Source organism: Streptomyces aureocirculatus (assembly GCF_000720475.1).
GTDB classification, from domain to species: domain Bacteria; phylum Actinomycetota; class Actinomycetes; order Streptomycetales; family Streptomycetaceae; genus Streptomyces; species Streptomyces aureocirculatus.
In genome coordinates this window covers 394,344-410,118 of record NZ_JOAP01000001.1, presented here as the reverse complement: position 1 = coordinate 410,118, position 15,775 = coordinate 394,344, and the positions used below count along the sequence as shown (strand labels likewise).

Sequence of the window (15,775 nt, the reverse complement as noted above, 5' to 3'; positions counted from 1 at the left end):
ATGCACTACGGCCCCGGCTGCTGTCCGCCAGCAACCGGGGCCGCGCTCGTCATGCCTGATCCGTACTCAGGGCCCCAGGCTCTGCTCGCCGTCCTCACTGAAGTCCAGATCGGCCGCATGCTGGGACACCTGGCGCTTGCGCTCGTCCAGACTCGGAGCGGGCTTGACCTCACGTCGGCGGGTCTCCTTCTCCTCCAGCTCCAGGTCGCGCTGAGCCTCGCGGACCGGGACCGGGGGAGCGAACGGCTCCTCCTGCTCCTCAGCCGTCTGCAACGCTGCCGCCACGCGCTCCCGGTAGAGGTTCTCCGTGGTGCCCTCGGTGCTCGCACGCTCGGTCTGGTACTGCACGCGTTCGGCGGCGATCTCCGCCTCGATCTGCTGCAGGCGAGCGCTCATGCCGTTGGCGACCGGCGCTGCCTCAGGCACGGACGCTCCGACGATCTGCTTGACCTCGGTGTCCAGGCCCAGCTCGTCCTCGGTGAACAGCGAGTTGATCGCGTCCGAACGTGCCTTCAACCCGTGAGCATCGACCACAGCCTCAGCCCGCGGGACGCCGTCCCTGGAGTGGTCGGCGAAGTAGCCGGTGAGGTCGTAGCCGGCGGACTCGAGATCGATTTCCAGGCCCCCGATGTCGTGGATCTGGGTGAAGACCACGGGTGTATCGCCTTCGGTCTGCGCCCCCGACGGAGCGAGCACGAGCATGTCCGCCGTGGCCGGCAGCTCCCACTCGATCCCGGTGACCTGCTCGGGCACGGCGAAGCCGCTCGTGAAGTAGCCCTTGCTGGCGAGCACGACCAGCTGCTGGTCGTCGAACTCGTAGAAGGCGTCTACCTTTTCGCCCTGGCCGGGGGAGTAGGTCACCTGGGAGATGCCGAACGGCAGGGCCTTGGCCGGGGTGACCGAGCGCAGCTCGCCCGTCATGTGCAGATACGGGCGGTAGTTCTCCTCCTTGCCCCGGTGCTTGAGATCGAGCGATTCGACCATGACGCCGAGCTCGGCGGGCACCCCCTCCAGCCGGTACGTCTCCACTCCCCGTTCACGCAGGACACGGTGGGCCCATACGTCGTTCATCGTCAGTCCTGCGGTGCGCATCACTTGCTCCTCCTGTGGTTGGTCTTGCTCTGGCTGGTGGTCCTGGCCGTGGACTTCGTTGTGACGTCGGCCCCGGTCGCCTCGCCCCGGGCGTCCCGGATCTTCTCGATCATCCGCGTTGCCCAGCGCCACATGCCGCGCATCACGATGATCTCGCCCGCGACGAGCAGTGCGACCAGGAAGAGGAGCGGCATCAGCCACAAGGTGATGGTTCCGTCCGCACTGAGCGCACCCCGGGATGCGCCCGACTGCCGGTGCAGCCATGCGCCCAGCAGCGGGATGATGACCATGGCCGTGATGAACGCCAGCAGGCAGTCGGCGAGAAGGACGATGACCCGGAAGAACCCTGCCCACACCGCTACGGAGAACCTGCCGGTCTCCTTCTTCGGGGCCAGCCGCCGCCATCCGGTGCGCAGCTTCGAGTTCTTCTGTTCCTTCATAGGCTTCACCGTGGCGGCCGTGCTCGTCGGGGCGGTCGGCTTGGTTTTCTCCAGGGTCTGGGTTGACATGCTCGTGTCCTTACGTCTTGTCGGGGTCTTCTGGGGTGCGTGCTGAAGCGGTGGGCGCTTCGCTCACCCGGCCGGCTCGGGGGAGGACGGTTTCCTGCTGGCGGCAGCGAGGGCGTCGCGGGTCTTGCTGGAGGCCCGATAGGCGTCCAGCGACGTCACCGTGCCGTTCTGAGAGGTGGAGTAGGTGAAGACCACGAACTTGCTCTTGGCAGCGCTGCTTTGATTCGGTCCGACGCGGACCGGATCGAGCCGGGCCACCCCCGTGTAGGAGTAGTTCAGGCTCTGCACCCGACTCACATCAATGTCCAGATCAGCAAGCCTGTACGTCGTCCCAGCGCCCTTCGTGGCTCCGGTCGCCGTCATCCACTCCGGAACGAACTCGGTGAGCACCCGGGACTTGTGGTCGAGGAAGCCGTAGCGCGCGTCGAGCAGTACCTGCTGCTCCGTGACGGTCCGGGTCGACGCTGAGCTGTTGGTGAGGCTGAGCAGGAGCGACCGGCCTGTCGCCCCGTCACGGTTCACCCGCTCGATGTCCATGTCCGGCAGCTGAGCCAGCAGCGCCGTGTGTTGTGTTGCGAGCTCGGCCCGGGCGTCGCCGAGGTTGCCTTCGAGCTGCTGAACAACCACATCGGCCTGGGTGTCTGACGCGGCCGGGCCGTCGCTGAGCAGGCTGGCTCCGAGCGTGACCACCGAGAGCGCGAGCAGCGCGCCGCTACCGGCGAGCAGGATCTTCCCGGCGTGCTGGCGCAGCCTGTCCGGGATCTTTTCTTTCACGGTGCCTTCACCTCCTGCTTCAGGGCCTCGCCCGTGGCCGTCGTGCCGGTCCGGAGCTTCACGAACGCCTTGCGGACCAGGTCATAATCGGCGCGGGCCCAGGCCAGCACCGCCGGCCTCTCGCCCGCACCCGTCCTGGTCTCCATCGCCAGCCAGGTCACTGTGATGGTGCTGTCGTCGTTGACCAGGTAGGGCACCTGGGCGACCCACTTAAAACCGGAGTTGAAGCTCATCGGGATCCCGACGCCGGCCGCTACGTCCTTGTCCCTGGCGAGCAGGTACCACGGTCCCAGGTCCGCTTGGTGTACCGAGGGGGCGAAGTAGGGGATGAGGTTGTGCAGCGTCGACTGAGACGTCGCCGTGTCGAGCGTGCCGCCGTCTGCCGCCACGCTGGGCGTCAGGTAGCGATAGTCGTTCTGCAGCTTCGCGACCTGACCAGCCGCCGTCTGGGCCGCGGTCAGCCCACGCTCGGCGTCGTCGGCCTTCGGTAACGTCGCCGTCTTCGCCTCGGTGATCCTGATCTGCTCCTGCAGAGAGGAGATCTCCGGCGCAGTCGTATCGGCCACCGCGCTGTGACCGCCGGAGAATCCCGCGGAGAGTGCGAAGCACAGCAGTGCGCCCACACCCATGCTCACGCCGGCCGCGAGGGTGCGCTTGCGCAGGCCGCCCGCCGGCTCCGTCTGCCCAGGAGTGTCCGCGCCCTTCTGCGAGGACGCAAACGTCGAGACGAAGCGCGTCTTGCGCACTGCGCCCCTACCCGACTCATCGGTCTGTGTCGATGACACTGGTCCTCAACTCACCATTTCACTCGAGTACCAAGGAAACTCTATCGATGAGGCAAATGGAAAGGGTGTTTGAGTCATTCGGAATGGCGAGTCTCACCACTCGCCGGGACGCCGGAGAGATCCGAGACCTCGCCCTGGGCGTCGACCGTGGCGAAGAGCAGCGCGCGCCGGTGCGCCGTGACACTGGCTTTGCTCGCCTTGTTCTGGGACACCGCGTCGGAGGTGACCTCGACGTCGGCCAGGATGGCGTAGGTGTAGACGCCCGCCTTGGCGTCGACGACCTCTACGTCCGGCTCCTTGCCGAGGGCCGAGTTCAGGCCGACTGTGTCGATGTAGTAGTAACGCCGCCCCTGGGAGTCCTCGTTGAACCTCGACGGAGGCATGAACGACTTCAGGAACGTCTCGTTCTCGGTGAGGCCGAACCGGCTCTTCAGGCTCTTGCGCGCCGCCTCGTAGCTCTGTCCCGAGTCCCACGTGAAGGCCGTGGAAAGCAGCGACTCGATGCGCTCGCCGTCGGTGCTCAGCCGGTTCTGGCTGACGCCCAGGGCCGCCATAACATCCGCGTTCACCTGCTCGGCGTTCTTCTTCTGGATGCCTGCCAGCTGTTCCTCGACGTCGTTGATCTGGGCTTCCTGCTCAGCCAGGGCCGCGTGCTGGCTGCTCCAGGTTGCACCCGCAGCCGTCACGACGACCGTGAGGACCGCTGCCACCACCAGGACCGAGAGGTTGCGCCGGAAGAATCCCCGCCGCGTGGGTGCTGCCGTCTGCTCCGTCATCGCTTGCCGCCCTTCTTCTGTGGGCCTGTGCCGCTGAGTTCAGGGACTCCGGACCCGGCCGGCACCTTGATCACGGGGTTCTCGTACTGAGCCCCAACGGCGGTCACCACGAGCGCCAAGTGGCCGAAGGCCCCCGTCGTGCCGTTGTGCACGTAGCGCGCGCTCGCCCAGGCGAGCACCTCGCCGCTCTTCGTGTCCTGGCACAGCCAGACGACCTTTGCCTGGTTCGCCGCGCCCGAGCCGTCCTTCAGGCTCAGATCGGGCATCACCGTCTCGACCTTCCATGCGTACGTGCTCGGGGCAGCTGCGTTCTGGCCGTCGTAGCGGATGTACCAGGCGTGGCGCGGATCGATCTCGGTGGTGGCGTCGAACGGCGTCAGTGACGAGGTGCTGTACGCCTCCTTGTCACTGACCAGGAAGGATTCCTTGCTGAACAGCGGTGCCATGTCCCGGCGGTGCTTGATGATCTCCAGTGTGGCCTGATCCGGGGTCCCGTTGTTCGGGCTGGGCTGGCCGCGGGCCCGGTGGTACAACGTGGCGAAGGCCTGCTCCCCGGTCGCGACCTTCTTCGCGTCGGCGGCTGCCGCCGCGGTGAGCTTGGACAGATCCGCGCCGGCGTCCGCCCCCGCGGGCGTGGACTGGGCATCAGCCAGGTGTCCCTGGAGCTGGACGATCTGGGCCTCGTTGTCCGCCGTGCTCGCCTTGAAGCTCTCGCCGGCCACGCCCGTGGCGACGACCAGTGCGAGGATCCCGGCCCCCGCCACCGCCGTCACGCTGCGCCGGACCAGACGCGCGTTGTCCTCAGGGCTGCGTACCCGGACCCGTTCGCGCTGGCGCATTGTCCAGCCCGCGAAGCGCTCTTCGAGCTCGGCTCCGGTGACCCTCTTGCGCGTCTTCGGTGCCGCGGGCTTCCCCTCGGGCATCGACCCGGTCTCCCGCTCGGGGCCTGTGCTCTCGGACTCGTCACGGACTGTCGTCACGGAACACACTCCTCACTCCATGTTGCTCTCATAAACGACTCAAGTCTATCCAGAAACGTATTCGCGGCCGAGTTGTAGTTCATTCGATAAGGGTGCCGAAAAGCTAAGCCGGCGCGCAGGGCCGGCACCGGACATGAAGAAGCCGGTGCCCTGATCGCCGAGCGCCGGCTTCTCACTCCCAGGTCAGATGCAGCGCGTCAGACCGTCTTGATCTTGCCGGTGGGGAGCATCGAATCCGACATGTCCACGAACTTCCAGCCCTCGGCCGCCATCCGCGCCGCGCTGTCGACGCGAACTCGACCCATGTAAGCGCAGTAGCCGGCCTCGCCGAGGATGACTTTGTCGCCCTGGGCGCCGAGCACCACGAGAGTGTGGCCGGCGGGGCCGGAGCCCGGGCCGGAGCCCACCGAGTACGCCTTCGGGGCCGAGGACATTTGCTTGCCGGTCTCCCTCGCGATCGTGTACGCCGTCTCCTTGCCGTCGCCGGCCGGGTAGGTCTGGAACGTCGTGTACTTGTTCACGAAGTAAGTCGAGAACGACACGCAGTTCATCGCGTGGTTGCCGTTGCAGGAACCCGGGCCACCGTCCGGGCCGTACCGGTCATCCAGGAACTTCCCGCCCTCTTTGTTGAAGAGGTCGACGAGGGCCTGGGCCTCCTCCTGCGTCATCCCGCCGTCCTTCAGCGAGACGGAACTGCCGCCCTTGGAGGTGCAGTTGCCCAGGATCGTATTGATCCCGTTCCCCATGTTCTCGATGATCCCGCCGACGATGTTCTCGACGCCGCCCAGGATCGAGCTGTCGACTGACCAGCCGCTCATCTTGGCGAACCACATCTCGGCGCTGTCGCCTCGTGCGGTGAGCCCGGACGCGCCGTCAGTGGAGCGCTCCCAGCTCTCGTGGAAGTGCAGCGCCGCCGCACGCGGCGAGCCCTGCGACTTCTTGAGCATGCCCCTGAAGACCGTGACATCGCCCGGGTTGTCACCATCGACCATGAAGGCCAGCTGGGCCTTAGTCGTGAACCAGTCGACGCCCTTGCTCTTCGCGTACTGGCGCAGCAGCGTGTTGCGGCCGAACGTCCACTGCCCGAGACCGATGCCGTTGTCCGTGTTCTGCGCGGCGCTGGCCTTCTTGGCGGTCATGGCATACGTCCGCGTGGGGAAGGTCTGCACGCTCGTCGGGTCGATCCCGGACTCCTGCGACCAGTTGCCGAGAATGCCCGCGATGTTCTCCTTCGGCATCCCCCACCTGCTGAGCACCGAGTAGATCTCCTTGGCGTTCTTCTCCACGTTTGCCGGGACGGTGGCCCCGGAACCGTTGCCGACGCTACCCGCGTTGACGACGCACGCCGTCCCCTTCGCGTTGATGCTGCCCTCAGTCAGCGCCGTCGAGTTGAGGACGCCGGTCAAAACCGTGCCCAGCAGGGCCACGGTGGCGGTCACCGCGACCGCACCCGACGTCGCTGCCGCTACAGGGGTAAATGTCACCGTGGCAGTGACGCCCAGGACCGCGCCGGCCCCCTTGGCTAAAGCGCTGCCGGCCGCCATGAACGGCGCAGCGATCGCGTGACCAACTGCCGTGAGGAATTTGACGATGAGCGCCTTGATGATTTTGACGATGAGCGTCCACAGCAGTTTCCCGGCGTTGACGGCCAGCGCCATGGCGGCGAAGAACATGGACTTCAGCCAGTTCAGGAGGGCCATGGCTGTGACCACGCCCATGGCCGGCGGGGCAGTAGCCGCGCCACCACCGGCGGCGACGCCCTTGGCCGCCTTCGAGCCCAGGCCCTCGTCGTCCTTCGACGCGCCGCGCTCGTAGCCCGTGCCGCCGGCGCCCAGCTTGCGCTGGTCGGCCGGCTCGGCGTCCGGGCTGGCACCGGTGACCTTGGACATGCCCTTGACCGCGTCCTGGACCCCCTCGACGCCGACGTTCTTCGCTGCGCCAACGGCGGCTCCTGGAAGCCCGCCGACCTGTGCGCCGGCCGCAGCACCGGAGACCGCAGCTCCCGCGTGACGCCCGGCGTTACGGCGGATCGCGCTGCTGCCGTCTCCCTCGATCGCCTTCTGGGCCGCGCCTCCGGCCACATTCCCGGCGACGCCGTTCATGCCCTGTTTGATCTTCGACGCGGCCTCTGGTGCCTTCGGCGCAGTGTGCGCCGCCCCAGTAAGGCCAGAAGAATCAGCCCCCGGCCCCGGGAGCTGCTTGGGCACGCTGGCCTTGCCTGCGGGAGGCATCTCAATGCCCTCCGCGGGGTCGAGGCTCTTGGTCCCGCGACCCTGCCGGGGCATCCACCTGACTCACCGGCGTGCGCGGCTGGTCCTTCGTTGTTCCCTCCCTGGGACTCCGATTCGGCTTGTCGGTGTTCATGTAGCTTTCCTTTCCGGCTTAATACCAGGTAGCGGGATGCGTTCACTTCATCGACTCACTTAGTGGAAAGTAGTGAGGAATTCCTTGTCGTCGCGAATGGTGCTGTTGGTCTGCACGTCCCGCAGACTCGCGTCCAGTCGGAGCAGTTCGAGCGACAGGTCAGACTCGTACAGCGACTTGTTCCGGGAGTAGTTCTGATACGCCTGTGAAAGGTTGTTCATGATGTTCAGCAACGGGCGCATCGTCACGTCAGAGGACTGGTAGTCCCTGGTGAGGCTGGTGCCGTCCGAGAGGATCCACCGCATGTCCGAGATCTGCTGGCTCGTCGGATCCGAGCCCTCGTCGCGCTTCTTGGTGAAGAACTGGGCGTAGCTCTGACCGGCCGGAACCAGGGCGTCGAGGTAGCCGTCGTAGACGTTGCCTGCACGCCAGTTGAGGTTGAAGCCGCCCGGGACAACGTGCTTGGTCTGCAGCACCAGCGTCGAGAAGCCGTCCGTGGCCTCGGCTGCGGAGACGCCCGTGATCTTGTCGGTGGCAATCGAGACTGGAACGGTCGGCGCACGCAGGAACAGGCCGTCGATCTTCGTCGTCTGCAGGTCGGAGGTGTACGACTGAATCTGCGTCAGATTCGCGCGCATCTCGACGAGCTTCTGGTCCAGGGCATCCCTGGCTTCGGCCTCCATCTCCTTGAGCGCGACCTCGTAGTAGGCCTGCGCCGGGTCGAAGGCCAGGGCGTCGAGCGCCGCGATCTTCTGGACCCCGGATGCGCCGGGGTTGAAGAAGACCCGCCACTGGTCGTACTTGGAGAAGGTCTCGTCGCCGGCCAGCTTGCCGCTGCCCTGCGCCTGCTCCGCTCCGGGCGTGGTGAGTTCGGCATTCGCACGGACCGTCAGGTTCAACACCTGACGGTCGAAAGGCCGGTCGGCGTTCAGGAGGACCCCGACGTAGCCGGTCGAACCGAAGGCGTAGAAGGAGCCCTTGATCCCGCTGGTGCTGACCGGCTCGCTGTTCAGCGAGGTGTCCGACCCGAGCAGGAACGCTCTGTAGTCCGCGGCGCTGTACGAGATCTGAGCGGTCGGACTGAAATGCATCATCACGAGCGCCCTGTTGCCACTCTCGTTGGTATAGACCCCGTCGACGGTGCCGTCGAGATTCGTCTTCGACGTCTTGAAGTCGCTGGTGTACAGCGCCGTCCGCGACAGCGAGTCACGCTCCGCCTGGTACGCCGAGACCCCCGATGCGCTGATCACGATCGCGCCCGTGACCGCGAAGATGCCGAAGAACACCCCAAAACGTTCGATCGCGTGGTGCGAGTCGAGCTTGAACTTCTTGCTGAAGGCCAGTGCCTTGTCCTTGATCCCCACGTTCTGCTCTCTTTCGTGCCTGCACCGTGCTGCGGGCCCGGATATGGCAAACCGGACCGGAGGAGACCTTGCACCTCAACCGACCCGGTGCGCTCGACGCCTCTGTCCCCGGTCGTGTGCACGGCCTGTGACGGCCTCCTACTTGGAAGGGCCGCTCAGAAACCCGGGGACCTGATCGACGGTCTGGACGATCACCGTGCCGCCGCCGAGGTCCGTGATGGTCTCCTGGCTGCCGGAACCCACCGTCGAGATCAGCGACCACCCGCCAGTGCCCAGGGCTCCGCCGACGAGAATGAGAAGCGCGATCGTGCCCCAGCCCTGCTGCTGACCCGCGGACTGCGGGTTGGCCATCAGCTTCTTGATCAGGAGTACGCCGCCCCAGACCAGGCCGACAGCACCGAGCAGCATGAGCAGAAGACCGCCCCAGAGTTGGATCTGGGACTTGGCGTTCTGCAGGAAGCTCGTCAGGTCCCAGGCTGCACTCGGCAGAGAGGCCTGTGTGAGGACGGCCGCCTCGTAGATCTTCGTCACGGTTCTTTCCTCTCACCTTTCGAATCATTCGATGGCATGACAGTGAGTTACAAGGCGACAAGCGTGGCCAGCCCACCAGGACTGGCAGCGATAGAAGCAGGAGTGATCGGTCGGTAAGTCGCTCTCTCTCCATCCGGCTCGTATACGTGCGTATCTAGAGTGACTAATCTACCCCATTTCAATGGTAGAGCACAGGAGGCGCAAAGGGGCTATCGATAAAGGGTCGAAAGATACTCGGAAACGAGGCAAATCGGCATCGCGGTGCGCGACCGCAGGCCCGTGGCGGACGTCTGTGGTATCCGCAGTGTGGGATGTGTAATGTGCCGCTTCAGTACTGCTGCGACGCTGGCCTGCTCGATTTCGAGGCGGGTCGCCCTCCGCACCCCATCGATCGCGATCTTGACCAGGAAGTATCAAACCGCCATGAACTCGCTGCCTGGGGACCTTTTCGCCCGCCGACTTCGTCAAGAACGCGAACGCCTCGGCATCAGCCAGGCAGAGCTAGCACGCCGTATGGCCGCACTGCTCGGTACGAACGTTGACTCCACTGCCATCACGCGCATCGAGCAGCAGACCCGCGCGGTCAGGCTCGACGAGGCGGTCACCGCTGCCGAGGCTCTCGGGGTCCCTCTGATCACGCTGGTCAGCGACAACTACGCCCGCGAGAACGAGGCTGAGATCCAGAACCAGCTCGCCGAGCTCGCCCTCGCCGAGCAGGAATGGGAAAGGCTGCGCCAGAAGATCCACCGGATCACTCAGACCATCCAGCAGCTCTCCGCCGAGCGGGAGGCCTTCTGCTCTCACGCGCTGGACGTCAACCCTGAAACCGCCGGCGACTACGAGCTCGACCCTGAGACCCAGGCCGCTCTCGACGCCCGGATGCGTGATGCCCGCAACAAGTCGGCCGGAGAGGTCGCAGACACAGGCGCATGACGCTGTTGCGGGCGGGGCCGGGTTGAACTCCCGGTCGTTGACGTTCACCGTTTCGGGCTTCCGTCACCGGCCGACCCGCATGATCTCCTCGGTGCTCGCGCCGTTGTACCCTGCCTGAGTTACGTGACCAGCTCGTAGGCTGTGGAGAACCGTACGCCGACGGATCCATCCTCAAGGCCTCCCTCATGCGCGTGTGCAGCGCGTCGCCACGTAACACCAGTCTCGTGAATCCCGCGCGTCCCCTCTAGTGCGGTACATCGCCCCCCAGCGTGGGGAACGGGCGAGCCAGGTGCGAACTCGTGATGAGCCTCGCACCGCGTCAACGCCCCAGACCTGCTCGTCCAGCCGATACGCAAGAGGGTCATCCTCGCTCGTTGGCGCCCTCGCGCATCGCTCCCGAAGAGGAGGAGCGGATCTTCGCCCGAGCCGACGAGATCAACACCCACATCGCCAAAGCTCCTTCAGGAGCACGAATGGAGTCGCACCCATGGGAACAGACTGGGAGAGCATCCTCGGGGCCAGTGGCGCAGACCTCACTGATGCATATGACAGAGTCGCTTCCGAAGCCGTCTACGACGACGGGGACCTCGGGGTCGACCATCTGGCGCTACCCTTCGATCAGGACTGACCGGCGTGCCCCTTGAGTGACCGGCCCTGCCTATGCTCACCCGCCCTCCAGGCGGCGCACCAAGGCCGCCTGCGCAGACACCCCGAGGTTGCCAGCGCTGTGACGATCACCCGGCTCTACCCCCGAGACGATGGGCGAGCCCCACGACCGAGATCACAATGCCGCGCATGATGCCCACCACGGCCTGCCGATGCGGAGGCCGGGTGGATCTCCACCCAGGCCCGGTGCGTCGCCGGTCAAGCATCCGCCCGGCCGTAGCTCTGTGCGGGGGCGGTGGAAGCGGGGCGTTCCGCCGCGCCGGAGACCCGTCAGGGCCTCACCTCGTCTCACATTCGCCTTGGTTAGCCTCAAAGTCGCCGAAAAACGCCCAATAGCTAGCTAGCTCTAGTTAGCCTGACCCGGGGTTTTCTTTCTCAAGATTCAGCCGAACTGCAGGGTGGACCTAGCTGGTTCTAGCTGACCCTGCGAATATGTCGACATGGCAACCCGCGATCTCCGCCGCCTCGCCTCCCGCGTGAAGGCGCACCGGATGGAGCTGTACCCCTCGCGCCTCGCGGCGGCGAAGGCGGCCGGCATCTCCAAGGACACCTGGCAGCGGGTCGAGGAAGCGGAGTCGGTGCGAGAGTCGACCTATGCCAAGGTCGACCGTGCCCTGCGGTGGGAAAGGCGCAGCTCCATCGCGATTGCTGAGGGCGGGGAGCCCTTCCTCGTCGACGACGCCGAAGTGCCTGCGGTGAACAAGGAGCCCCTGCGCCCAGAGGTGCTGCGCAGTGCGGCGTTCAGTGCCGCGCGTGCGAAGCTGCCCACGGCGAGCATCGGAGATCTTGATGCGTTCACTGATGAGCTTGTCGAAGTGTTGCGTCGCTCCGGCAATGTGGCCGAGTAAGGAGGGAAAAGTCCACCGGTCGTACAACCTTTCGGCTGTTATCTGATCGTGACCGCAGAGGGTGACGAAACATCACCCGCCCCCTGCCGCGCACCCGTTCGGCGTGTAACTCTGACCAACACCCACCCGGGGAGGTCTCCGTTCGGAAGCATCAGGGGGACCGGTGAGTAATGTCATCTGCCTCGATCTTGGGCCGTCGTCCAACTTCCTTGGATACGCGACTCATGTAGCAGGTGAGACGGTGTGTGTCCTGTCGTCCCGAGTAGCCCGCGACAGCGCGCTCCAAGAGCGCGTCCAGCGGTACATGAAGGCGCAGGGCCGCGACTGCCCGTCCTGCCGTGGATGCCCGGTCGGGCAACGGCGGTAGGCTGCCAGCCGCCGTGGAGGGATCGACGGTAGAGGTACCCGTCATCCTCCCGCGACAGCTCACCTACACCATCCGGGGGGATGGAAGATGCCCAGCGTAGAGAGGCGCGGAAACTCAATCCGCGTCAAGTGGTGGGGCGGAGAGTACCTACTCGACGACGATGGAAATCCCACCAAGAAGAAGAAGTACGAGAGTGCCTCCGGCCCGGAGCCCGGAGTCCCCTTCGAGGACGAGGATGCAGCGTACGCGTACGGACTCGACCGAGAGTCCGATGTGCGCAACAAGCGGCACCGTCCGCGAAACGCAGACCGCACAATGATGAGCGATTACTGCGACCTCTGGTTCGAGAGCCTTGACCTGCGGGTGCGGTCCAACAAGACCTATAAGTCGCGACTCAATGCCGTCATCAAACCCTACTGGCGGCACTGCGCCGTTGACCAGGTCACCCCGATCGAGTACGCCGCCTTCGATAAATTCGTCACGGCGAAGTACTCCGACAGCTACCGTAAAGGGGTTCTTGCCGTCTTCAAGATGATGATGGACGACGCCATCGTTAAGTACCGTCTCCGCGAAAACAGCCCTATCGTCGAGCAGCATAGACGCGGGAAGTACAAGAAGGCCCAGGTTCGCAGGAAGAAGCGCACCCTTCCCATCGAGGCCATTCATCGGGTTGCGGTCAACGCGCATACGATCTGGGGGTACAGCGGGTGGGCGTACATTTGGACCCTCGCGTTCACCTGCATGCGACCGCCAGGAGAGACCTTCGGGTTGCAGCGCGGATTCTGTTCCACGCACTGGCCTGAATCGGAACCGGATGAAGAGCTCCGCGAAGAATCCATGACCCGTTACCGGGACTTGTCCGCGCTGCGCGTCCAATACCAGACTTACGTCGCCGACGGCCGACACGTACTTGCAGCACCGAAGTACGACAGTTGGAGAACACTGGTGATCCCACCATTCTTGGATGAGATGCACGCGACGGTTCTCGCATCCCATCGGAGTCCGTGGTTGTTCGTTTCAATGACGGGCAAACCGATGCTGTCGACCAACTTCAAGACGGACTACTGGTATCCGATGCGAGACGGTGCGGATGAGAGGCCGGCGCGGCTGCGCTACGACCGTTGGCAGCGGCCCGCGATCCCCGCAGTGCCCGAGCTGGCCGGCGCAGACATCTATCGACTGCGGCACTGGGCGAAGGCGAAGCTGGACGAGGCCGGGAACATCCCGAAGGTGGCGGTCGAGGCGCGGATGGGGCACGAACTGCCTGGTGTGGAGGGTACGTACAGTGAGGTGACGCTCGCGATGGAGGAGCGGATTGTGGAGTATCTCCAGTCTGTTTGGGAGAAGGAGGTAGTGGGGGCAGGGCTGTGGGTGCCACCATTTCCCACCCTTCCCCCAGATGATCTCCTCAATGAGACTCCGCTGCTGTTCAGCGGCCTTCCGGTCCTGGAGAACGAATGATCGTCTGGATCAACGGCGCGTTCGGTGCGGGCAAGTCCAGCGCCGCACGGGAACTGATCGAGCTGATCCCGAACAGCACACTCTTCGACCCTGAGGTCATCGGCGGCGCGCTCCCGCACCTGCTGCCCGCCAAGCACCTCGCCGAGGTGAGCGACATCCAGGACCTGCCGATCTGGCGGCGGCTGGTGGTCGACGCCGCCGCCGGGCTGCTCGCCGAGGTCGGCGGCGTCCTGGTGGTACCGATGACGCTGCTGCGCCAGGAGTACCGCGACGAGATATTCGGGGGCCTCGCCGCCCGCCGGATCGGCGTACGCCATGTTCTGCTCGCCCCGGACGAAACGATCCTGCGTGCGCGCATCGCCCGCCGCGAATTCCCCCTGGACGCCCCCGACGGTGAACTGCGCGTCCGGCAGTGGTCCTTCGACCACATCGAGCCCTACTCCGCCGCGCTCGCCGGCTGGCTCGGCGCGGACGCCCACCGGGTCGACACCAGCGCCCTGACACCGTACGAGACGGCCGAGCGCGTCGCCGAAGCCGTACGCACCGGAGCCGCCGCCGTCTGCGACATCGTGCAGACCCCCGAGCCCACCGCCGAGACGCTCGCCGCCGGGGTGCTGCTCTTCGACGAGCAGGACCGGGTGCTGCTCGTCGACCCGACGTACAAGGCGGGCTGGGAGTTCCCCGGCGGTGTGGTGGAGCCGGGCGAGGCCCCCGCGCGAGCGGGCGTGCGTGAGGTCGCCGAGGAGACCGGCATCCGGCTCCGCGGAACCCCCCGGCTCCTCGTCGCCGACTGGGAGGCACCGAAGCCGCCCGGGTACGGCGGCATGCGCTTCCTCTTCGACGGCGGCAGGCTCGCCGGCGCCGAGGTCGAGGACCTGCTCCTGCCCGGCCCCGAACTGCGCGACTGGCGCTTCGTCACGGAGGCCGAGGCCGAGCGGCTGCTGCCCCCGGTGCGCTACGCACGCCTGCGCTGGGCCCTGCGCGCACGGGAGCGGGGTGCGCCGCTGTACCTGGAGGCGGGCGAGCCGGTGGGCGGCTGAGCCGAAGGCGCGTCAGGCGGGCAGCAGCGGCTGCCGCCCGTTCAGGAGCGAGGCCCCCAGTGCGGTGACCCTGTGCAGTGTGGTGTTGCGGTGCCGGTGGCTGGAGATCAGCGCGGCCGCACGCAGCGCGGTGAGGTGCCTGCTGGCGTTGGACGGGGTCAGCCCGGTGTGCCGGGCCAGCTCGGTCGTGGTGAAGGTTCCGTCCGCCGCGGCGTTCAGGAGCAGGGCGCGGGCGCGGCCGAGGAGGTCGGTGAGGGCCGGGTGCCCCTGCGGGACGGGAGCGGGGCGCTCCCAGTTGGGGCGGTGCTCGATCGGATAGACCAGGACGGGCTCAAGGGCGGGGTCGAACAGGGCTGTCGGGCGGTAGCGGCAGAAGAACGACGGCTGCAGCAGCAGCCCGCGGCCTTCGAGGTGGAGGTCCTGGTCGACGGGGAAGTCCAGGGTGAGGACCGGGTAGTCCCAGCGCGCGGACGGGTGCAGCGTCGCGAACACCGCCGCCCACCCGTCGTGTACGAGGCCGCGCGTGCGCAGGGCGACGTCACGCTGCACCGCGCCGTGGACGGCCTGCCAGTGGGGTTGCAGGACGGCGTCGAAGTAGGCGTGCGTGGTGTCGGCGATGCGGCCGAGCACCGTGGCGGACCCGGCGGCGAGGTCCGCGGTCCACGAGGGCAGCCGGAGCCCCGGATTGCAGCGCCCGAAGGTTTCGAGCTCCGCCCGCAGCCTGCCGCGGGGCAGGGCACGCAGCGCGGTCGTCTGGGCCCGCAGTCCCGCCCCTGTCCGCGGGGTGAGGAAGTCGCAGGTGTAACCCCGGGCCGGGGACAGGGCGGTGAGGAGCCGGAGGCCGGCCGGGAGCCGGGGGGCCACCCACCGCCGCCAGGGGCCGAAGAGCACGGAGGCGTCGCGGCGTTGCAGCCGGTGCAGGCTGATGTTCACCTCCCACATCGGGTCGGGTGCGTCGGCGAAGCGTGTGCGCGCGAGATCGTCCGAGGTGAAGTGAATCCTGAGCATTCCGTTTCCCCCATGTTCGGTACCCGTGTTCGGTACCTCGAATTTCCATCCGATCGCACACTTCTAGCATTTGACCGGTAGGGGCAGGAGTCTCTTTTCGGCGCGAAAGAGCGAGGTGCTTGCCCGGCACGCACGGCAACGGGGAAACGTGTGGAGCAGCAGATGTAAGACGGTCGTATGCGAAATCCCGTGCTGAATTTGGAATTTCGCGAAATGCGAAGGCCCGGGACGTGCCGCCGCGCCTGGCGAGAATTCAGGCGTCGGTACGGGAGCTGCG

The 15,775-nt window shown here is 66.3% G+C and carries 14 protein-coding genes; 4 read left to right on the top strand and 10 right to left on the bottom strand.

Features of this window, described 5'->3' with window-relative positions; genetic code table 11:
* Positions 1–66: 66 nt before the first annotated feature.
* The 9 genes from IG78_RS0101785 to IG78_RS0101745 form a co-directional block, all read right to left on the bottom strand.
* Positions 67–1,092 (bottom strand): hypothetical protein, encoded by a 1,026-nt coding sequence (locus IG78_RS0101785; RefSeq protein WP_030559183.1) that lies wholly within the window; start codon positions 1,090–1,092, stop codon positions 67–69.
* Positions 1,092–1,601 carry a hypothetical protein gene (locus IG78_RS0101780; protein WP_030559182.1) on the bottom strand — a complete coding sequence of 170 codons (510 nt, stop codon included), beginning with the start codon at positions 1,599–1,601 and terminating at the stop codon, positions 1,092–1,094. Before IG78_RS0101780 ends, IG78_RS0101785 begins: the two co-directional genes overlap by 1 nt.
* A gap of 63 nt (positions 1,602–1,664) precedes the next feature.
* Positions 1,665–2,375: a hypothetical protein gene (locus IG78_RS0101775; RefSeq protein WP_030559181.1), complete on the bottom strand. Its 711-nt coding sequence runs from the start codon at positions 2,373–2,375 to the stop codon at positions 1,665–1,667.
* Positions 2,372–3,121: a hypothetical protein gene (locus IG78_RS0101770; RefSeq protein ID WP_030559180.1), complete on the bottom strand. Its 750-nt coding sequence runs from the start codon at positions 3,119–3,121 to the stop codon at positions 2,372–2,374. Before IG78_RS0101770 ends, IG78_RS0101775 begins: the two co-directional genes overlap by 4 nt.
* Positions 3,122–3,234: 113 nt before the next feature.
* Positions 3,235–3,936 carry a hypothetical protein gene (locus IG78_RS0101765; RefSeq protein WP_030559178.1) on the bottom strand — a complete coding sequence of 234 codons (702 nt, stop codon included), beginning with the start codon at positions 3,934–3,936 and terminating at the stop codon, positions 3,235–3,237.
* Positions 3,933–4,916 carry a hypothetical protein gene (locus IG78_RS0101760; protein WP_030559177.1) on the bottom strand — a complete coding sequence of 328 codons (984 nt, stop codon included), beginning with the start codon at positions 4,914–4,916 and terminating at the stop codon, positions 3,933–3,935. The genes IG78_RS0101765 and IG78_RS0101760 overlap by 4 nt, the downstream gene beginning before the upstream one ends.
* A gap of 197 nt (positions 4,917–5,113) precedes the next feature.
* Positions 5,114–7,018, bottom strand: a complete 1,905-nt coding sequence (locus tag IG78_RS43785) for a phage tail tip lysozyme (RefSeq protein WP_030559175.1) — start codon at positions 7,016–7,018, stop codon at positions 5,114–5,116.
* A gap of 321 nt (positions 7,019–7,339) precedes the next feature.
* Positions 7,340–8,644 (bottom strand): hypothetical protein, encoded by a 1,305-nt coding sequence (locus IG78_RS0101750; RefSeq protein ID WP_030559174.1) that lies wholly within the window; start codon positions 8,642–8,644, stop codon positions 7,340–7,342.
* Between the two features lie 138 nt (positions 8,645–8,782).
* Positions 8,783–9,175, bottom strand: a complete 393-nt coding sequence (locus IG78_RS0101745) for a hypothetical protein (protein ID WP_051852279.1) — start codon at positions 9,173–9,175, stop codon at positions 8,783–8,785.
* Positions 9,176–9,598: 423 nt separating this feature from the next.
* Here IG78_RS0101745 and IG78_RS0101740 point away from each other — a divergent pair, with 423 nt between their 5' ends.
* The 4 genes from IG78_RS0101740 to IG78_RS0101720 all read left to right on the top strand — a co-directional run bounded on the left by IG78_RS0101740 (position 9,599) and on the right by IG78_RS0101720 (position 14,490).
* Complete coding sequence (locus IG78_RS0101740) at positions 9,599–10,108, top strand: helix-turn-helix domain-containing protein (protein WP_030559171.1); 510 nt, start codon at positions 9,599–9,601, stop codon at positions 10,106–10,108.
* A 1,106-nt stretch (positions 10,109–11,214) separates the two neighbouring features.
* A complete protein-coding gene (locus IG78_RS0101730; protein WP_030559169.1) occupies positions 11,215–11,622 on the top strand; it encodes a hypothetical protein in 408 nt (135 codons plus the stop codon).
* A 454-nt stretch (positions 11,623–12,076) separates the two neighbouring features.
* Entirely contained in the window at positions 12,077–13,450 is a 1,374-nt protein-coding gene (locus tag IG78_RS0101725; RefSeq protein ID WP_157855735.1) for an integrase, read from the top strand.
* A complete protein-coding gene (locus IG78_RS0101720; protein ID WP_030559167.1) occupies positions 13,447–14,490 on the top strand; it encodes an NUDIX hydrolase in 1,044 nt (347 codons plus the stop codon). Before IG78_RS0101725 ends, IG78_RS0101720 begins: the two co-directional genes overlap by 4 nt.
* Positions 14,491–14,502: 12 nt before the next feature.
* Here IG78_RS0101720 and IG78_RS0101715 read toward each other — a convergent pair whose 3' ends face one another.
* A complete protein-coding gene (locus tag IG78_RS0101715; RefSeq protein WP_030559165.1) occupies positions 14,503–15,498 on the bottom strand; it encodes an ArsR/SmtB family transcription factor in 996 nt (331 codons plus the stop codon).
* Positions 15,499–15,775 lie beyond the last annotated feature (277 nt).